16 protein-coding genes are annotated in these 19,214 nt (G+C 36.1%); 3 read left to right on the top strand and 13 right to left on the bottom strand.

Going from position 1 to position 19,214, the window contains the following annotated elements:
- Positions 1-70 precede the first annotated feature (70 nt).
- The 5 genes from M3189_RS05785 to M3189_RS05765 form a co-directional block, all read right to left on the bottom strand.
- Positions 71-589, bottom strand: a complete 519-nt coding sequence (locus M3189_RS05785) for a cyclophilin-like fold protein (RefSeq protein WP_251632821.1) — start codon at positions 587-589, stop codon at positions 71-73.
- A gap of 54 nt (positions 590-643) precedes the next feature.
- Positions 644-1,813 carry an MFS transporter gene (locus M3189_RS05780; protein ID WP_251632820.1) on the bottom strand — a complete coding sequence of 390 codons (1,170 nt, stop codon included), beginning with the start codon at positions 1,811-1,813 and terminating at the stop codon, positions 644-646.
- A gap of 16 nt (positions 1,814-1,829) precedes the next feature.
- Positions 1,830-2,195 (bottom strand): hypothetical protein, encoded by a 366-nt coding sequence (locus M3189_RS05775; RefSeq protein WP_251632819.1) that lies wholly within the window; start codon positions 2,193-2,195, stop codon positions 1,830-1,832.
- A gap of 79 nt (positions 2,196-2,274) precedes the next feature.
- Positions 2,275-2,961, bottom strand: coding sequence for a DUF4405 domain-containing protein (locus M3189_RS05770; protein ID WP_251632818.1), 687 nt, complete (start codon positions 2,959-2,961; stop codon positions 2,275-2,277).
- An 85-nt stretch (positions 2,962-3,046) separates the two neighbouring features.
- Positions 3,047-3,814 (bottom strand): cytochrome P460 family protein, encoded by a 768-nt coding sequence (locus M3189_RS05765; protein WP_251632817.1) that lies wholly within the window; start codon positions 3,812-3,814, stop codon positions 3,047-3,049.
- A gap of 309 nt (positions 3,815-4,123) precedes the next feature.
- On the opposite strand from M3189_RS05765, the gene M3189_RS05760 reads away from it, so the two are divergent.
- Positions 4,124-5,026, top strand: a complete 903-nt coding sequence (locus M3189_RS05760) for a LysR family transcriptional regulator (RefSeq protein ID WP_251632816.1) — start codon at positions 4,124-4,126, stop codon at positions 5,024-5,026.
- 448 nt (positions 5,027-5,474) lie between these two features.
- On the opposite strand, the gene M3189_RS05755 is transcribed toward M3189_RS05760, so the two are convergent.
- Positions 5,475-6,008: a GNAT family N-acetyltransferase gene (locus M3189_RS05755; RefSeq protein WP_251632815.1), complete on the bottom strand. Its 534-nt coding sequence runs from the start codon at positions 6,006-6,008 to the stop codon at positions 5,475-5,477.
- A 220-nt stretch (positions 6,009-6,228) separates the two neighbouring features.
- On the opposite strand from M3189_RS05755, the gene M3189_RS05750 reads away from it, so the two are divergent.
- A complete protein-coding gene (locus M3189_RS05750) occupies positions 6,229-6,483 on the top strand; it encodes a hypothetical protein (protein ID WP_251632814.1) in 255 nt (84 codons plus the stop codon).
- 189 nt (positions 6,484-6,672) lie between these two features.
- On the opposite strand, the gene M3189_RS05745 is transcribed toward M3189_RS05750, so the two are convergent.
- Positions 6,673-7,905, bottom strand: coding sequence for an aminopeptidase (locus M3189_RS05745; protein ID WP_251632813.1), 1,233 nt, complete (start codon positions 7,903-7,905; stop codon positions 6,673-6,675).
- A 337-nt stretch (positions 7,906-8,242) separates the two neighbouring features.
- On the opposite strand from M3189_RS05745, the gene pgaC reads away from it, so the two are divergent.
- Positions 8,243-9,478: a poly-beta-1,6-N-acetyl-D-glucosamine synthase gene (gene pgaC, locus M3189_RS05740; protein ID WP_251632812.1), complete on the top strand. Its 1,236-nt coding sequence runs from the start codon at positions 8,243-8,245 to the stop codon at positions 9,476-9,478.
- A 496-nt stretch (positions 9,479-9,974) separates the two neighbouring features.
- Here the strand turns inward: pgaC and M3189_RS05735 are convergent, their stop codons facing one another.
- From M3189_RS05735 to M3189_RS05710, 6 genes are all read right to left on the bottom strand, one after another.
- Positions 9,975-10,916 (bottom strand): sugar ABC transporter substrate-binding protein, encoded by a 942-nt coding sequence (locus M3189_RS05735; RefSeq protein WP_251632811.1) that lies wholly within the window; start codon positions 10,914-10,916, stop codon positions 9,975-9,977.
- A gap of 34 nt (positions 10,917-10,950) precedes the next feature.
- Positions 10,951-13,005: a PAS domain S-box protein gene (locus tag M3189_RS05730; RefSeq protein WP_251632810.1), complete on the bottom strand. Its 2,055-nt coding sequence runs from the start codon at positions 13,003-13,005 to the stop codon at positions 10,951-10,953.
- On the bottom strand, positions 12,959-13,804 hold the full coding sequence (locus tag M3189_RS05725) for a CheR family methyltransferase (RefSeq protein WP_251632809.1): 846 nt from the start codon (positions 13,802-13,804) through the stop codon (positions 12,959-12,961). The genes M3189_RS05730 and M3189_RS05725 overlap by 47 nt, the downstream gene beginning before the upstream one ends.
- An 18-nt stretch (positions 13,805-13,822) precedes the next feature.
- Positions 13,823-16,576 (bottom strand): response regulator, encoded by a 2,754-nt coding sequence (locus M3189_RS05720; protein WP_251632808.1) that lies wholly within the window; start codon positions 16,574-16,576, stop codon positions 13,823-13,825.
- A gap of 308 nt (positions 16,577-16,884) precedes the next feature.
- A complete protein-coding gene (locus M3189_RS05715) occupies positions 16,885-17,553 on the bottom strand; it encodes a nitroreductase family protein (RefSeq protein ID WP_251632807.1) in 669 nt (222 codons plus the stop codon).
- A 358-nt stretch (positions 17,554-17,911) separates the two neighbouring features.
- A complete protein-coding gene (locus tag M3189_RS05710) occupies positions 17,912-18,418 on the bottom strand; it encodes a hypothetical protein (RefSeq protein ID WP_251632806.1) in 507 nt (168 codons plus the stop codon).
- Positions 18,419-19,214: the final 796 nt, after the last annotated feature.

The following is a 19,214-nucleotide window of genomic DNA, read 5'->3' as shown; positions in this document are numbered from 1 at the left end:
TGGACATTTGCCACACTTCCTTTTAGAATTATTTCATTAATAAACTGAGGTTTATATGCACATCTTAACGTTATTCACTTACTGAAAATGTAACCTTCACACTACCTGATCCTATGGCTTCAGTAAGACCTGTAGTGTTGTCTATGTGTCCGAGCTTTACATAGCTGTAAGAAGTGTTGAATGTCTTGTAAAAAAGAACAAGACAGTTGTTACCATAGAGCATTAAATCACCTGCATTGATCTTACCTGGACTGGTAGACGAATCTGCCCGAAAATTTACTGACAAATTATTATATTTTTCATTTCCATTAAGATCAGACATATCCACTGTTAACGGCAGCTGTCTAACAAGCGCTTTAGCTGTATCGTTATCCTCAATAGTCGCCGTGAATGTCTTATTTCCAACTATGATATCTATCGTATTTTTCATTGTTGTTGTCTCCTTCGAGCTGCCTGTTTGGCTTTTATTATCTTCCCCTGTTGAATTGTTTTTAGAAACAGCAGATATTTCAGATGGTGCAGAATTACTGCACCCTGCAAAAGTAAAAATAACAGCTACTGTAAAAAATACTAGAAGGATTTTCTTCATTCTATCTGCTCCTCTTAGCTAAGCCTTATATCAATTCGCCCATTTCTCACCTATTTATCTAGAAAGTTGTTTGGTAGGACTGTGCATATAGTTTCTTAGTAAAATAAATACCAGCCCAAATACCAACGATAATAATCCCACTAATACCACGTATTGTGTACCTATTTCTGAAATAAATAATCCACCTACAGCTGTACCTATTGTTGTTCCTAAGTTAACAGATGATAAAAATAATCCATTAGCGAAATCAGGGGCATTTGGAGCTGAAGACGTAATCCAATATTGATTAATATTGGTTCCTATACCAGCCAATATTCCCCAACATAAAGTAATGATAGCCATAGGTAAAGTAAATTGTCCTAATAAGAATAATAGAATGTAAACGGCTCCCAATGCAAAAGGAAAAGATACTACAGTTTTGATGGCATCTTTAGTAAGTAATTTCCCTGCCAAAATGTTTCCAATAATATTTGCCGCCCCGAATATGACTAACATTAAACTAATTGTTTTCCCAGAGGTATGTGTTACGGTTTTAAGATACTCAGCAAGATAACTATACACCCCAAATACTGCTGAATTAAGTAAAAGGACAGCAACAATGGAAAGCCAAGTAATTGGTTTTTTTAATACCGATAATTGAGCTCCGTAAGAAAGTCTTTCTTTTACAGGCATAGAAGGGAAAGATACTAATGTAGCAATAAATACTATAGCGTTAACGATGGCGAAAAATGTCATTGATATTTGAAATGATATTGCGCTGGCAAGAAAACTTGCGATTGGTACACCAAGTACCATTCCCGCAGATACCCCAATAAAAACTTTTGAAACAGCTTTTGGAGCATCTTCTTTTCGAACTGAGTTAGCCGCCATTGTAAAAGCCGCTGAAAAATAGATCGGATGAAATATGGCTGGAATCACACGGGCAATTATTGCGATGGCAAAGTTAGACGTAAATATAGAGACAATGTTACCTAGAACGAAAATACCAAGTACAAGTAACATTGCTTTCTTTCGATTTACCCCCGAAAATAATAACGGCATTGTGGGACCAGATCCAGCAACAACAAGGGCAAAAAGACTCACAAGCAATCCTGCTTTTGATACACTGACATGAAAGTGATCAGCAATGTAAGGTAATATCCCTATAACTCCCATTTCAGTATTTATGATGCCGAAAGCCCCAAGGGTCAATGTAAATATAAGTAAATTATTTTGTTTTTGCAAAGAGGGTCATCTTCCTTTAATCGATTTTTTCAATATGAACTGTGAAATCCCCCTGAATATTTTCAAAGTTTTCTTTTCCAGATTCAATCTCACCTAGTATAATAAGATCATTTGTGGGTTCAGCTACAATTACTTCCTCGTTAATAAATGTCAATTTGACTTTAACATCTTCCATATTAACTAAACCTCCATTATCAATCATTGAATCCTTACCATTTTGTTTATCCTGCTCAGCGAATTTGTCTATTTGTTCACCATTTGAATTTTTATTTGGAGTAACATTAGCATTGTTTTCCTTCCCATCACTACTACTTCCGCAACCTGTAATAAACGTTGAAATACCCAATAAAAACAAAAGTGTGAATATAACCCCTTTTCTCACTATTTCTCCTCCCCATTGAACCTATGCCGGAAAAACCAGTCTAAAAGTTTAATTGATATCCTTCACTTTTAAGGCTAATTTAGATTGTCTGTTCTGCTCTTTTGTCCTGCTTTTGAATAAATTTCAAAGCATAATGTGTCCCAAAAATATAGATTCCCATAATAGATAGGTTGTCAATTAAAAACCTTATAGTGGTAACATCATAGGACCAACCAAAAGGGTTGTAAATGAATAGCTTAGAACCCATTTCTCCCTCGAAGGAAGCATGCACCCCGTAGACAACAATTAATACTGACAGAATACGCAACGCAATGGTGCGAATACGGCTAGTACCGGTAATTCCCGTCATCCTCCGCACTGAATTAAGAATCATCCCCCAAGAAAACCCTATATGGACTGCCATGATGATAAATCCCCAATAAGCTGTCTGAACATGTATTTGTCGTAGCACCATGTCGTTATTTATGGGAATAAAGGGAAATAAGTCGCTCGAAATCAACATAGCACTTATCATCATCAAAACCATAGTTACAAGAAAAAGTAGATTGATAGCTATTTGTAGAATGCGCCGCATATTATATTTTCCTTTAAATATCGATTTATACCAACGTCGATTTAAAAAGTTATGGACGATAAACAATAAAAGTACCACAACTCCAATAACTTCGTGGACCATATTCCCAGTAATATAGTAAGCCATTGCAATCAACATAAGAACTGTCATTACAAGGTCATTAACAAGCCTGAATAACACCTTTGGATTCAAAGTATTTTCCTCTTTCTATTTGATTTATCATTGGATTGTGTTTCCATAGTGGACATGCAAATATCTTATAATGGTAACACACCCATTAGCTTTCAAATTGCTGTAAATACATCTTTAAAAGAACGTCCTGAATAATTTTAGCTTTATCCTTACCATCAATTGCATTGCTTTCTTCTTTATTTATATCCTTAGAGGAATCATTCATTTGAGCAGATATCTCACTTACCTGCCAGTGGTCAGTGATAGCTGCGATTGAGGTTTCTGTATTGCTGTTCTTTGATTGTGAAATCTCTTCCAAATCAAACTCTTTCATTTGATCTAACGAATTCATATATTGATCCCTTTCCTGATTTGCGTGGCAGGTATAGCATCGCCCAATGGCTGGTCCACCAATACCATCTACCATCACTTCTTTTTCAGGAGTAAATGCCTGGAACTCCCATTCCCCAGTACGCTCATCGGGCGAGTACCGGGAACCCCAGCCGGTACGCTTTTCCATCACTAAATAATGCTCGATCTCTCCATCTCGAAATCCTTCGAGAGTGATAACGGTGCCGCTCGGAAGCTCCTCTCCGTTCTGCACTGCTTCAATTGCTTCCCTACTATTTACATAGATGTTTTCATGAATATCTCCTCGATCGTAAGTGGCAAACACAATCCCCTTCTCAAGGTCTTTAGGAAATTTTACAAGTTTAGCCCCAGATCCAATCTCAGCGTATTGCGCAGATTTAGTCCCAGAGGAATTCTCTTCTTTTTGAGAAATGACCTTTATTTCAGTATCATTGTTGTTACAAGCGGTAAGGGTGAAGGCTAGCAGCAACAATGCAACTGAATGAATTATTGATTTTTTCATACTTTTTATCTCCTCCAGGTTTCATATAATTTTCTTCTAAAATTCATTGTGACTGGGCTTCTTTCGACTAATACTCCAAGTTGAATACTTTTCTCCTTAAGGAATATAATTTTTTACTGACTTCTTCTATAATCGTTACATTTGTTAATATTGAGCTAAGATAACACCATCTTACTGTTGTTTTCACTCTCTGTTATTTATTCTAGCTGTGCCTTTTGTACATAACAAATACCCATATCTTATAACATGTTATGCTTGATGAGCATTTCTACTGCGTATATACTAAAGCATTATGAAGGAGGAGTGTATATGGAATTAAGAGTTTTGCGCTATTTTCTTACTGTCGCAAGAGAAGGAAGCATTACAGGGGCTGCTGTTTTTTTGCATGTGACACAGCCAACCCTGTCAAGACAATTAAAAGATCTTGAAGAAGAGTTAGGGAAAAAACTATTTATTCGCAGTAGTCACAGCATCATTCTTACAGATGATGGAATGCTCCTGAGAAAAAGGGCAGAAGAAATCGTTGATATGGTTGATAAATTAGAGGCAGAATTTAATTCTATGGAAGACACAATAGGTGGTGATGTTTACATAGGTGGCGGGGAAACAGACGCCATAAGACAGATTGCACAGGTAGTAAAAGAATTACAGTTGCGTTATCCAAATATACGGTATCACTTGTATAGCGGAAACTCAGACGATGTAACTGAACGGCTTGACAAGGGATTGCTTGACTTTGGTATTTTAATTCAACCAGCAGACTTATCAAAATACAATTACATCGATATCCCAGGCAAAGATGTTTGGGGCGTTGTTATGAGGAAAGACAGTCCTCTTGCTTTCAAAGATTCAATTGAAGCAGAGGATTTATTAAATGTTCCGGTGATCTGTTCACGACAGGCTATAAAACAGACATTTTCAAAAAATGAATTTGCTGATTGGTTTGGTGAAGATTTTGATAAATTAAACATCGTGGCTACATACAATCTTGCATATAATGCTTCCATTATGGTAGAAGAGGGCATTGGTTATGCAGTAGTCCTTGATAAAATAGTGAATACATCTAGTGATAGCAACCTTTGTTTTAAACCGCTAAAGCCAAATCTTGAATCCGGCTTAAATATTGTTTGGAAAAAGCATCAGACTTTTTCCGCTGCTGCTGAAACGTTTTTAAAAGAAATTCAGGCAAAATTATCAAATTCTTTGAATTGACGGCAGCCTTGGCATCTGTTGGGTCAGTAATTTCCATTTTCACGTTCAACAGATTTTCGTCATCGCCAAGGATTTTGGCTATCTTGTAGATATTCCGACCAGTGGCGACGACAACCTGCTGCAAGGGCAGATTTTACGAACTCTACGCGATTCTAAGTCCAGAACTAGTGATAGAACAAACTTTCTTATTGTTAGTCTTATTAGTTCTTCCTTGATTTCTAAAGTGGATAGAAGAATTGGATAATTAACGTAATTTGTTGTTTAATAAACAAATTAATTGGAATAGTTCAATACACACAACTAAACCGCCCCTTTAGTTCAATTACAAATCGCTGCATTTTTAGCAGCTTGATTTTTAAGGAAAGCACCCTTTAGTGCAACAATAGTTATTTCTATAAACCCAGCAATCCACTATTTACCTTATGCCGCATTAGCTTAATAAGTTTAACTACTTGCTAGTTTTAAGTAAGGAGTAAACGTATGTATCGTGTGCTACACCATTTTGATACATATAGTCTCTCAAAACCCCCTCTTTCTGAAAACCAATTTTAAGTAATAAATTGTTAGATGCCTCATTATCAATAAATACAACAGCACCTATACGAGTTAAACTCATATTATCAAAACCATATGAAAGAACTTTAGATAATGCTTCCAAAGTATATCCTTTCCTCCAGTGCTCCGGATGGATTTCGTAACCTACTTCTGCTCGCTTATGTTTAGGCAACCAAGTATTAAAGCCAATTGTTCCAATTATACCTTTGTCCCCTTTTCTTTCAATCCCCCAGCGTATGCCTCTTTTTTCATTGTAATTTTTTGAAAAGAAATCAACAAATTTCTCTGCTTGTTCTATATTCTCTAATGTTTCTTGTCCATAAAAACGTGTTACATCGTCGTTAGAAAAACAAGCGAAAATACCTTCTGCATCTTCTTTTGTTATTTCTCTTAAAACTAGCCTGTCTGTCTCTAATATAGGAAACATTTAATCACCCTTTTTTTTATTTCAACAACTAACATTCAATTTAAATGGTAAAAAACCCTTCATAAACTGAATTATCGCACTAAACAACCACTTTAGATCATCATCAAGAATTATGAAAATAATAATCTGTGAATTTGAGAAAAAATCTTTTCATTCTCAACTTTAAATGATATTATTCCTATTAGTATAGTAGGGATTGTGGGTGTTTTTAATAATGTCTTTGTATGATAAGTTACCTAGTGATTTTTTGATTCAATTCTATAATGAAGTGAAGAAAATGAATTCAAACGGATTAGTTTCTAAAAGTATGTACTATGAAATAGGATTAATAATTGCAGCCGCATCAAAAAGAGGGATACAATTGGACAAGCCCAAGGATTTTGAACAAAACGTTGACCATGAATTATTACTTGAATTAAAATGTCGTAATTGGATTAACAAGATACCAAATAATAAAGCCACTGAAAATAATTAGTGGCTTTTTCAATTATCATTTAAACAGTATCGTTGAGAAACTCCTATCTAAATATTATTTCGATGAGCTTGTGAAATTTAAAAAGCCAAATTTCTCAATGACGAAATTAAGGAATTTGGCTTTTTTGTTGCTCTGGAAAGGAGTGGATGCTAGTTGTTTAATTCACTCTACAGCAATCCCAAATCCGGTTTAAAACACCCAGTTTCCATTTCTAAATAATTGAACCTCAGTACCATCTTTTTCAAAGGCTGAAATATCTAGTTCAGGACCGCCAACCATAAAATCTACATGTATCAAACTGGAGTTGGCACCTTTTTCACCTAACTCAGATTGAGTCATATTCGAACCATTCTTCATGGCATAATTATAGGCATTACCAAATGCAAGGTGCACGGAGGCATTTTCATCAAATAGGGTATTGTTAAATAAAATTCCAGTGTTAGATATGGGGGAGTCATGTGGAACTAATGCAATCTCTCCTAAATACCTTGCACCCTCATCATTAGCAAAAAGTTTATCTAACACCTCATAGCCCTTCTTAGCCTTGAAGTCTACTACCTTCCCATCCTTAAATACAAACTCAAAATCTTCAACCAACTTGCCGTTTAAACTAAGTGGCTTTGTGGCTTTTAAAGTACCATTGACTTTCAATCTATGAGGCGTTGTAAATACCTCTTCGGTAGGAATATTGGCAACATAGGAGTCTCCAGATTGACTAATTTTGGAGCCTCCCATCCAGAAATGGTCCTCCGCTAAATAAACCTCTAGATCTGTACCAGGACCTTTTAAGACTAATTTATCAAATTGTTTTTCATTTAATAGATCTCTATATCGTTTAAGATTTTTATCGTGCATTGTCCATGATGTAATTGGGTCGTCTTGATCTACTCTCGTTGCTTCAAAAATGTATTTCCAAAGCATATTCTCAGCTGAAGCTTCGTCTAAATCTGGAAATACTGATTTTGCCCACTCTTTTGATGGAACAGCACTGATATTCCATTTCGTTTTACCTGTCATTTGATAGTGTCGGACTTGGTTCATAGCTAAGGAAGTGGACTTTTGACTCTTCGCCACGATTTCACTATCTACATCTTTTAATAACTCAGGGTTAGGAGCTAATATAAAAATATGATGATAATTGTCCTTATACATGGCTTCAAGGGAGTCTACCTTCCATTGAGGAAAGCTTTCAAAAACGAAGTCCTTACCATTTTCATATCGGATTAAACTCATTTCATCATCAACTAATAAAAACTCTACATGCTTTGCTCCTATACTGTAGGCTACCTTCATAATCTTTCTTGCTAAAGGTAATGTGTCGGTATTTCCAGTAATAATCAAGCCTTCGTTTTCCTTCAAATTAATACCAACCTTAACTGCTAATTCAGCATATTTCTCTAAATTTTTCTCTAAATTTAACATAGGATCTCCTTCACAAATATCTTTTTTATAAATATAGTACCATATTCTAACAGTCTATAAAATTTCAATTGTTAGGTAAGGTCTCACATCCTACACCCCCTTTTATTTTCCATTAATTATAGAACAAGCATTTTCTCTTTTACATTCCGTTTTCCGCCCTGCTTAGAATTTCTTTTTGCATTTTGATATCATTTGTAAATCAATTTGGTTCCGTATATAAGTAGTCATTAACCGGAAAAATAATTTAACGAAGCTTTTTTAATAATAGATACTTCTAAAAAACAAATAGAGCTAATTTAATTCAAAATTCAATCCATTAATATGATTGGAGAAACAATTGAAAATTTTTATAAGTGTTCTATCAGAGTTTGTGTTTTGGTATCCATTAGTTATGTCTTTGCTTTGGATAGCCGGTTCTAGTTTATTCTTTAAATATCGTGAAAAAGAAGGCCCACTTTCATTCGATCAAATTGAGTGGCCATTAATTAGCATTTTAGTTCCATGCTTCAATGAAGAAGACACAATTGAAGAAACGATTAAGTATTTGAGTAGTCTTAATTATCCTAGAAAAGAAATCATTGCTGTAAACGATGGGAGTACCGATAACACCTCTAGTACGCTTCGGAGACTTGTGAATCAATATAATGAACTTAAAGTCATTGATTGTAAAGAAAACAGAGGAAAAGCAAATGCTTTACACATTGCTTGTCATGCATCCAATGCAGAGTTCTTGGTTTGTGTTGATTCTGATGCTATCTTAGATTCTTATGCAGCACATTATCTTATTTACCACTTTCTTCATAAAGGAGAGCGGTTAGGGGCCGTAACGGGAAATCCAAGAATTCGGAATCGGGATACATTGATTAGTCGATTACAAATTGTTGAATACGCATCGATTATTGGAGCAATAAAAAGAACACAAAGGATACTCGGTAAAGTTATGACCGTTTCGGGAGTGGTTGTTGCATTTCGAAAAAAGGCACTAGTCGATGTTGGGCTATGGGATCGCGATATGATTACAGAAGATATATCCGTTTCTTGGCAATTACAGCAACGATTTTGGGACATTCGATATGAACCACGTGCATTGTGTTGGATGCTTGTCCCTGAAACAATAAGTGGTATTTGGAAACAAAGAATTCGCTGGGCACAAGGTGGACAAGAGGTTATGCTTAGGCATTGGGGAATTTTATTGGATTGGAGGCAAAGAAGAATTTGGCCGGTTTATCTAGAACAATGGATTAGTTTGATATGGTCCTTTTCATGGGTATTTGTAACCTTTTATTATTTAGTTACTGCTTCTACCATTCAACAGCTTTTTATATGGATAACTTTTTCATCTTTCGCCCTCGTTTTTATGAGTCTAATTCAACTCTGGATCTCTCTAAAATTAGATTCACCGTATGACAATATTACAAAATACTATTTGTGGGCAGCCTGGTACCCTGTCATTTACTGGATTCTAAATGCATTTATAGTTATCTTTGCTTTTCCAAAAGCTATAAAATCCAGATTGAAGGGTGGATATGCTACATGGTCAAGTCCAGATCGAGGAAACCGAAAAATGGGATAATTGTCCAAACCAAGACGAATTGGCTTAGGGAAATAATCCTATCCATTTTTTCTATTTTTGTCTGGTTTTACTGTATAGTCGTTGTTCTTTTTTTTATTAGTGCCTTGTTTAACTATAATGACTCGTATTTAATTTTATTAAAGACGGCTTTTAAGATGACCAATACTGATATTCGTTCGTTCATGTTATTCGTTTTTTTTATTTGGGTTATCTTTTACATTGGACTCTGGAGCTGGAAAAATTACAATATAAAAAGGTTCGGTTCTTTAAATAGAAGATTACCACCTGATTATACGACAACCCAAGATCTTTTGAAACTCGAACTTATGTCAATAGAAGATTTCCACTTACTCCATCAATCTAGGGTTGTGGTATTTGAGAAAAACCCAATAAAAGAAATAAGAAAATAGGTGGGTAAGGACCATGGGGACGGTTCTATCGGTCCACTTTTTGCCTAATGTGACCACGAGAACCGTCCCTATGGTTCCTATGGTTCTTATTTCACTATTTTCTCATAAAAGTTTAATCTATGCTGGGCATTCTCTTTTATGATAATATCTACACCACTGTCCACGAAGGGTTCCACATTTTCTCCTTGAATTACCTTCATGGCGGTTTCAACGCTTAAATATCCCATATCATAAGGGTTTTGGGCCATGGTACCAGGAATGGTTTCATTAGCAATGAACTTAAGCATTTCTGTAAGGCCATCCGGCCCAATGACAGGCATCAAGAGTCCTTGTTCCTCTAACTCTTTAATTACTGGTAACGCAATCGTGTCATGTGTGGTCACGAACCCCTTAATATCAGGCTGGTCACGTAAAAGCTTTGTTATCACACTTTTTATCGTTTTGGAATTATCCTGTATCCCTGTTTTTACATAGGCGATTTGGATTCCAGCATTTCGTAAAGATATAGTTGCACCATCGATTCGCTCGTTAAAAACGGATAAAGACAAATCTCCTGCGATAATAGCAATCTTATCCCCTGGTTGCAGCTGCGAGGCTAAAAAGGCTCCGGCCTTTTTACCTAAATCCAGATTATCGGTTCCAATATACGCTGTTTTGTTCTTAATTGGAAGATCGGTATCCACTAGCAAAATAGGAACATCCGTAACCGATTCTAATGTTGGGCTTACAGATGAACCGTTAGGTGCAGCAATGATTACATCTGGCTTTTCTTTGTATGCCCTCATGATTAATTCTGCCTGAACTTGCGCTTTTGATTCACTAGGAACCATCACTTTTCCATCGATGTCAAAGTCTTTAAACCCTTTTTCAATTCCAGCTTTCATAATTCTCCAATATTCTGTGTTTCCTTCTTTTAACACAACGACCACAGTCGGCTTTTTATCCGCAAAAGATACGGTTATAAAACTTAGAACCATGACAGAAATAACAGCACCCATAATCAAATAAATTTTCCCTTTCTTTAACACGGCATCCTTCCCCCTCTCCTGTTAAAGAATGAACCTACGCATTAGTTAAGCTGGGAATGAGCTGAAATCGAGCTGAGAAAGTGGTCCCTTCATCACCCGTTTCAATTTCAATTTGAGCATCATGCCGTTTTGCTACACTGTAACAAATGGCTAACCCCAATCCTGTTCCGGTTTCCTTTGTGGTAAAAAAAGGTGTCCCTAATTTTGATAATACCTCTGGGCTGATTCCCTGGCCTTCGTCTTTTATTTGCAGAACCACGGTCTCTTTGTCTTTATAGGTTTTAATGGTTAAATTCCCATTAGACGTCATGGCATCCAATCCGTTTAAGGCAATATTCAAGATGAGCTGGCGAATTTCTTTTTCGTCCAGGGAGATGTCAGGACATTCTCCTAATTCAAGCTTAAGTTGTTTATTCGAACGTAATGCTTCTGCTTGAATCAGAGGAGATAAAGCTTCAATAATCGTATTCAAGTTTTGATTCCTTTTGACACTGATTTTATTTTTAGCTAGATTTAAAAATTCTGTGATAATCGAATTTGCCCTGTTCAATTCTTCTAACATTAAATCGATGATATCAGTAGATAATTTGTCGACTTTATTCCTTGTTAATTGTAAAAATCCTTGTACGGTTGTCATTGGGTTTCTGATTTCATGGGCAATACCTGCTGCCATCTCGCCGATTAAATTTAAACGATCCAGTCGATACATCTCATTCTCGAGATGTACTCTTTCTGTAATATCATTTAATACGACAAGCGAACATGGTTCGGAATCGATATCAATCATCTCCGTGGACAATAACCCTGAGCGAACTTCCCCGTTTTTCGTCTCATACCTAATCTTTTTGTTTAGAATCTTTTTATTGAAATCAATCGACTTCCCTGTGGCTTCATCGATAAAATTTCTACTATTAATTTTTTGATGCGTCAACTCATCACAGCTATAACCGGTGAATTTGCTCCAGCTGGGATTGATGTCGATAAATGTCAGATCCTTCTGTGATAGAATCGCTTTTAATAATGGACTGGATTCAAATATTTTTCGAAACCTTTCTTGGGAACGGAACAGATGGTCGGCCATTCTTTTTCGTTCTTCAATTTCTTTTTGCAGTTTCTCATTTGATTTGGTCAGTTCAAGCGTCCGCTCCTCAACAATATGTTCCAAATTATGAAACCTCTGTTTTTTAACTTCTTCTATTTGCTTTCTTTCTGTTACATCGCGTATCGTACAAACATAAATCTGTTCATCCTCAATGCTGGTTGATGCAATTAACAAATCCGCATAAAAGCAGCTTTTATCCTGTCGACCAGCCACTACTTCAATAATTTTTCCTACCGATTTTCTAATCATAGGAAGGAATGAGAGTGATGAATCAGATAACACTTCATCCTCCCATTTAGGAAAAAGCTTCAGAACGTGATTTTCTACCAAATCCTTTTCGTGGTAGCCAAACATACCAGTGACCGCAGGATTTACGGAAAGGATCAAACCCTGATTATCAAACGTGACGATGGTGTCAGTTATCGTTTCACTTATGGCTTTTGATAATGCCTCTGTCCGACGCAAATTTAGGGTGGTTCTATCCAGTCTTTTGTTGACTTTATTCAGTTCAAGCAAATGTCCTAAATCCGTCTGAATGATCGTTTCTTGATGGTTTTGATGGATTTTGACAAACTGTTCTATTTTCCTTTTCAACGTTTCCGGCTGAAAGGGTTTAAAAATATAATCGATCGCACCTACTGAGTATCCTTGATGTACATGTTCTACTTCTTGACTAATAGCTGTAATAAAAATGATCGGGATATTTTTTGTTTTTTCTCTCGCCTTGATAAGCTTAGCCGTATCAAAGCCATTAAGTCCTGGCATTTGAACGTCTAGCAAAATCACCGCAAATTCATGTTGAAGCATGCATTTCAATGCTTCTTTTCCTGATTGTGCGCTAATAAGATTGTAGTTTGGTGAAGTAAGTACTGCTTCTAAAGCCAAAAGGTTTTCTGGATGATCATCCACCATTAAAATATTCACCTTTTGAGCATACGTATTATTTAACTTTTCGATAGAGTCTTTCGGGTTCATCAAATTCTCCATAACAGTCTTCATAACGTGTAAATTTAACCCCCTCTCTTTTTCCTAAGCCAAGGAAACCTGACGTACTTAAGCTTTCGTATATTAATTGATGAACGTCATTTTGAAGATTCTTATTAAAATAGATGAGAACATTTCGGCATAAAATTATATCAAACTCGTTAAAAGAATGATCTGTTACTACATTATGCTGAGCAAAAATCATATTTTTCTGAAGAAATGAGTGGAAACAAACCTTATCGTCAATCGCTTTATAATATTCAGAAAAGGCCTGTTTCCCTCCTGCTTCAATATAGTTTTTGGTATAAGTCTTCATCCCTTCTAAAGGAAAGGTACCCTGTTTTGCTTTTTCGAGAATATTCTTATTTATATCTGTTGCATAGATTCTTGTTTTATCGTAAATCCCTTCTTCATGTAAGAGAATTGCCATTGAATACACTTCCTCACCTGAAGAACATCCAACATGCCAAATTTTAATTAATGGATAATCCTTTATTAAAGGGACCACCTTGGTTCGGATACTCTTAAAAAAGGATGGATCTCGAAACATCTCAGTAACATTGATTGAAAAGTCGGAAAGTACCCTTGCCATCATTCCAGGTTCACGAAGGATTTTTTCCTGCAGAGCCGAAATACTTGATAGTCTCTCAATCTGAACGCGATGGTTTATTCTCCTTTGGATGAAAGGAAAGGCATAGTTTCTAAAATCATATCCATAATATCGAAACACAGCCTCTAGTAATAAATCGATTTCAATCCTCTCGATTTCTTCAGACTGAACTAGATTATATGATTCATGCAATTTGCCCTGTTCGATTTTCTAGCCCTCCTTCGTAAATAACCAAACCTGCATTAACGAGAAAAGCTGTTCCAAGTTAATCGGCTTACTAATATAATCCGTAGCACCTGCCTCTAGGCATTCTTCTTTACTGTGTTTCATTGCTTTTGCAGTAAGTGCGATGATGGGTAACGTTTCAAATATACTTATTTTACGAATGTGTTGGATGGCCTCAAACCCATCCATTTCCGGCATCATAATATCCATTAAAATCAAGTCGGTAGTAGGATGATCATTTAGTACTTCCAACGCTTCCCTGCCGTTTTCGGCAACCAGGATCTCCATATCAAAATTCTCAAGAGCAATTGTTAAGGCATACACATTACGAATATCATCATCGACAATTAGAACTTTCTTGTTCTTCAGAATCGATTTCCCATGTTTGATCATTGGCTCTTCCTGTAAAACTTGATCATTGGTGTTCACTAAATAGTTCGCTTCCAAACTGACAGCTGCTTCCGTTCGAGCCGTAGATAGATTAACTATTTTGTTATTCATTTGACGATATGGCAAATATAAGGTAAATGTACTTCCCTGCCCAATTTCACTTGAAACTTCTATAAATCCGCCTAATAAATGAGCAAATTCGCGGCTAATGGATAAGCCTAGGCCCGTACCACCATATTGACGGCTTGTCGTACCATCAGCTTGTTTGAAAGCGTCAAAAATCGTTTCTTGTTTTTCTTTTTCGATGCCTATACCTGTATCAATGACGGAAAAAGCAAGCATTCGTTGCGCTTGTCGTTCTTCCCCCATATTCTTTGTACTATTTTTCATGACTTCGCGGATATGTAATGTGACACTGCCGCTTTCTGTAAATTTAAACGCATTAGAAAGTAGATTTTTTAAGATTTGCTGTAACCGTTGTTCATCGGTTAGGAATGTCTTTGGCCATTCGCTTTCGCTTACGATTGTAAAATAAACCTTCTTTTGATTTGCAATCGGTAAGAATTGATTATAAAGAAAATCTCTTACCTCACTTATTGCTACTTCTTCTGATATCACATCTAGTTTTCCAGACTCTACTTTTGCCAAATCTAAAATATCATTGATTAAGTTCAATAAATCATTTCCAGAAGCGTATATGGTTTTAATATATTCCTGTTGCTTAGGTGTGAGATTCCCTTCCCCATTTTCAGAGAGAATTTGTGCTAGAATGAGCAAGCTATTTAAAGGAGTTCTAAGTTCATGGGACATATTTGCTAGAAACTCAGATTTATATTTAGAACTAAGGAGTAGCTGCTGTGCTTTTTCTTCCAGCGCCGCACTGACCTCCTGTATTTCAAAGTTCCTCTGTTTCGATGCTTCATACTGTTCCTCTAGTTTCTCATTTGTCGACCTTAACTCCTCTTGCTGTACCTGGAGCTCCTCTGATTGGGCTTGTAGTTCTTCTGTTAGGGCTTGTGATTCTTGCAATAACTGTTCTACCTTCATGTGGTTCATAATACTATTGATTTTGATACCTAAATTGTTATTCACTTCTTCAAGCAGCCTTAGGTGTAATGGGGTTAATGACTCAAAAGAGGCAATTTCAATTACAGCAAGTACTTGGTCTTCAAATAATACTGGTAAAATCATAATCGTTTTAGGAGAAGCTTCTCCTAGACCTGAACCGATCTTAAGATAATCGTCGGGAACTTGGTTTAAATGGATGGGGCGCTTTAAAAGTGCACATTGCCCAATTAATCCCTCCCCTAAACGAAATTGCTTTCGTTCCTGATCCCCAGCTAAAGAGGCAAAGGAGGACATTCTTGTTAAATACTGGTCACTTTTGTTAACTTCCCTTAAATAGAAGGCACCGTAGGTTGCTCCTGCCATAGGTACCAGCTTTGTAATTAGCATATTGGCTAGCATCTGTACATTTTCAACTTCTGGATACAGTGTTGCAATTTCAGCAATTTTTGTATTCAGCCAGCTCGTTTCTTTTGCCTCTTCTATTAATTTCTTCTCGATTCTACTATGTTTCTCAAGTGCTTTGGCCATTTTATTAAAAGCAACAGCAATTTCACTCAGTTCTCCTTTTGAGGCAATATCAATACGTGGTAATATATCAAAATCACTGGCCGCTGCCTGTTTCATCACGTCTGTTACTTTGTTAAGGTTGTTGCTGGTGCTTTTGATGATCCAAACGGCAAAACTTATACCGATGATTAAACCAATGACAAGGTAGATATAAATATTTTCAACTGCCCAATTATAGGTATCTTTGGAACGTACAAGTTCATTCTTTATCCCTTGTTCTTGTAAGCCATGAAGCAATTCTGCCAATTGAGCCATCCTCTGACTGTATTGTTCAATATCTGTCTTAGAAGCAGGAATAAGTTCTGATTTAGGAGTGAGTTCTCTTTGCTTCAACGCTTGCTGACCCAAATTTCGATAAGTTTCATGTAAGATTTTAAGTTTCCCAAGGAGTTCCTGAGATTTCTCTTGGGTGTCCTTCCTCTCAAGCTCGTTAATTGCCATTTGTAATCTTGAATTTGAATTTTCCCATGCATTCAACAAGTCTGAATTGATTGTCTCCCCAGGATCATTCAATATGGTATTTAACACATATGATGTTATTGAGGTCTCATCTTTAATCGTTGAAGCAATTTCGATTCTCTTATTTAAATCACTAATCACAACATTCATTTTAACAGTCGATTCTTCAAGCATGTTCATTAAAATTATTACAATAACCGTAATAAACAAAAGTAATGATCCTATGCTCGTATAGAGCTTCGTTCGAAATCTCATAAACCCTCCTAATTTCCTATATTCAATGGATCAAATTGATAGATTCCTAAATAAATAACTAGTAAAAATTTTCCCACTATTAATCATACTTAAATTCCTTATTATCGTCCATATGATATTTTTGGGACCATGGGGACGGTTCCTTTGATCTCACCTTGGAAAACTTTTGAGAAGGTCTACTAGTTCTTTACTAAGGTTAAACATAATTGAACCAATACAAGATTCCCTCGGGTGAATAAAACAAAAAAATACTCACAATAAGTAATTGTGAGTATTTAGTAATACAAGTTCTATTCATTAGTAGTTTCTCAATCTTCTACCTCGGGCAATTCGTTAAAAAACGCTACATCCTCAATTGGGAGACGTGTAGTAGGATGTCCTGGTTTCGTTGCTTTCCCGATAGCAATTAGCATAACCGGCACAAACTGTTCAGAAATTCCAAAAGCTTCAACGAACTTCACTTTATCGTATCCTCCCATCGGTACCGTGTCGTAACCTTTGGATCGTGCCACAAGCATAAGCTGCATCGAGATTAGACCACCATCCGTATATACGATTTGGCGAGCCACTTCAGGAGGCAAGTTTGAGTACATGCCGACTGTTCGTTCAATGAATGATTTAGCCGTATCAGCCGGCATAAAGCCCGCTTCAACAGCCTGTCCATAAATTTTTTCGGCTTTCTTATAGCTTTTTACATCGCCAAGAACCGCAATAACGGCAGAAGCTTCGACTACTTGTTGTTGGTTAAATGCGATGGGCAAAAGCTTTTCCTTCAATTCCAGATTATCGATAACTAGAAATCGCCATGGTTGCAGATTTGATGATGAAGGAGCCAATGTTGCTAACTCTAGTATTTCAGTCATTTCTTCACGTGAAATCTGCACGGTTGGATCGTATACACGTACAGATCGACGTTCCCGAATAACATCTATGAACATTTGCTGTTCGAGCTTTTCTATAGTTTGAGAGTTTGACATAATAATTCCTCCTAGATGACATGATCGTTTGGTTCAACTCTACTATAAATAGTTTAAGAAAATTTCTTATTGTCTTAATTATGAGATTTTAACCTCTATTGTTGTGTCTTACTAAGTAACCTTACTCACACTGAATCGTATTGTCAAAAGTAATGCATTAGTAAATTTTAACCATTAACCTTGCTAATAACCTTCATTGAGGAGGAAAAAAGCCGATTTCCTGGACTGGGGTTTTACGTCAGGAAAGAATGGATTTACGACTTATTTGAATAACTACTATTAAAGCCCAATTTCTCAGCATTAAAATTGAGAAATTAGGCCATTTCGTAATTCCAAACTCTAGCAATTACACAATAATCTATAACTCCCTATCTTCTTGATAAGAATATGATTCCTCAAGAAACTGTTCCCACTGTTCATACAAGGTATTAGCTGTCGCATAGTCTTCGTAATCTAATGACAGACCTTCCTGTAAATTCTCTTTTAAACGAGAGCACATACTTTCCCATCCCTCTAAGCTTTCGTTATCGACATGGTTTGATAACCTCGGTTTCGTTCTATTCCAATTTGAATAAAGGATATTACACCAGTTCAATAAATCCTCTCGGTATTGGTTAAGTTCCTCCGTATCAATATATTGGTCCGTTTCAATTTCCAACCCGTCTTGAAAAGCATGTGTTACCAAATAATCTTCCTCGATTTGGATTTGTTCTTCCATTTCCAAACGATTTAATGAATCGACTTCAATCTCTTCTTGAAAGCCATTTGATTCTCTATATAGCAGTTCCAATTGTTCAGATAAACTTTTAGCTGTTTCATGACACCATACCAACAAATCTTCCCGATATTGCTTTTGTCCATTCATTTTATACATTCCCCCACCCAGGTTGTTTAATTTCATCATCCTCATTTACAAATGAAAAGGTTATTTAGATTAGATAAATTAACCACAATCTCATACTATGTTCCACGATTGTCCCAAGATTAGACGATTACCCATTAAAATATCACAGAAAAACTTAAGATGATTTCCATACAAGTCGTTATGCGAAAATGAAGTATGATTACCCGGCTTATTAATAAAAGATTTACAGAACCTTAACATCCACAAAGCAGCCTCTTAACAATGATTCATTATTCTATTATTAGTGGGGATAGCATGTGTGGCTGTCATGGTATTTGGCGTAGGTGGAGCCGTTACTAGTAGATTCATAGTACATAACCAATAAAGTTAAGTAAAAGGAGTGTTCTACTTGAAAAAACAATTCGTTAAGTACAAGGGTAAGAAATATATTCTTCTTCACCGATACTCCTCAGATTATTGTGAAATTCAAGATTCATATTCTCATTTCAATATTCTCCTCGTTCACTATTCCGAACTTTTATTAACTAAAAATTATTAGCCCCTGAAAAAATTTGAAGCGTTATTGTAACGCTTCTTTTTACTATATTCGGGTTTAATACACACCCACTCAGCTTATGTAGCAATAAGTAAGACTTAAGTCGTAGAAAAAATTCGGTCTCCTCAAAGTAAGGAAAATATGGGATATTTAGGTAGCAGGAGCAAGATTGATACTATCGTTAAAAGCTACTATAAGATTCTCATTCAAAAAGGAGGTGTTAAGAAAGTTTTCTTAAAAGATTGTAAATTTCTAGAAAAC

Origin of the sequence: Neobacillus niacini (assembly GCF_023715415.1) — a bacterium.
GTDB classification, from domain to species: Bacteria; Bacillota; Bacilli; order Bacillales; family Cytobacillaceae; genus Neobacillus; species Neobacillus niacini_C.
The sequence above is the reverse complement of the archived record's forward strand: the minus strand, read 5'-3'. Positions and strand labels throughout refer to the sequence as shown.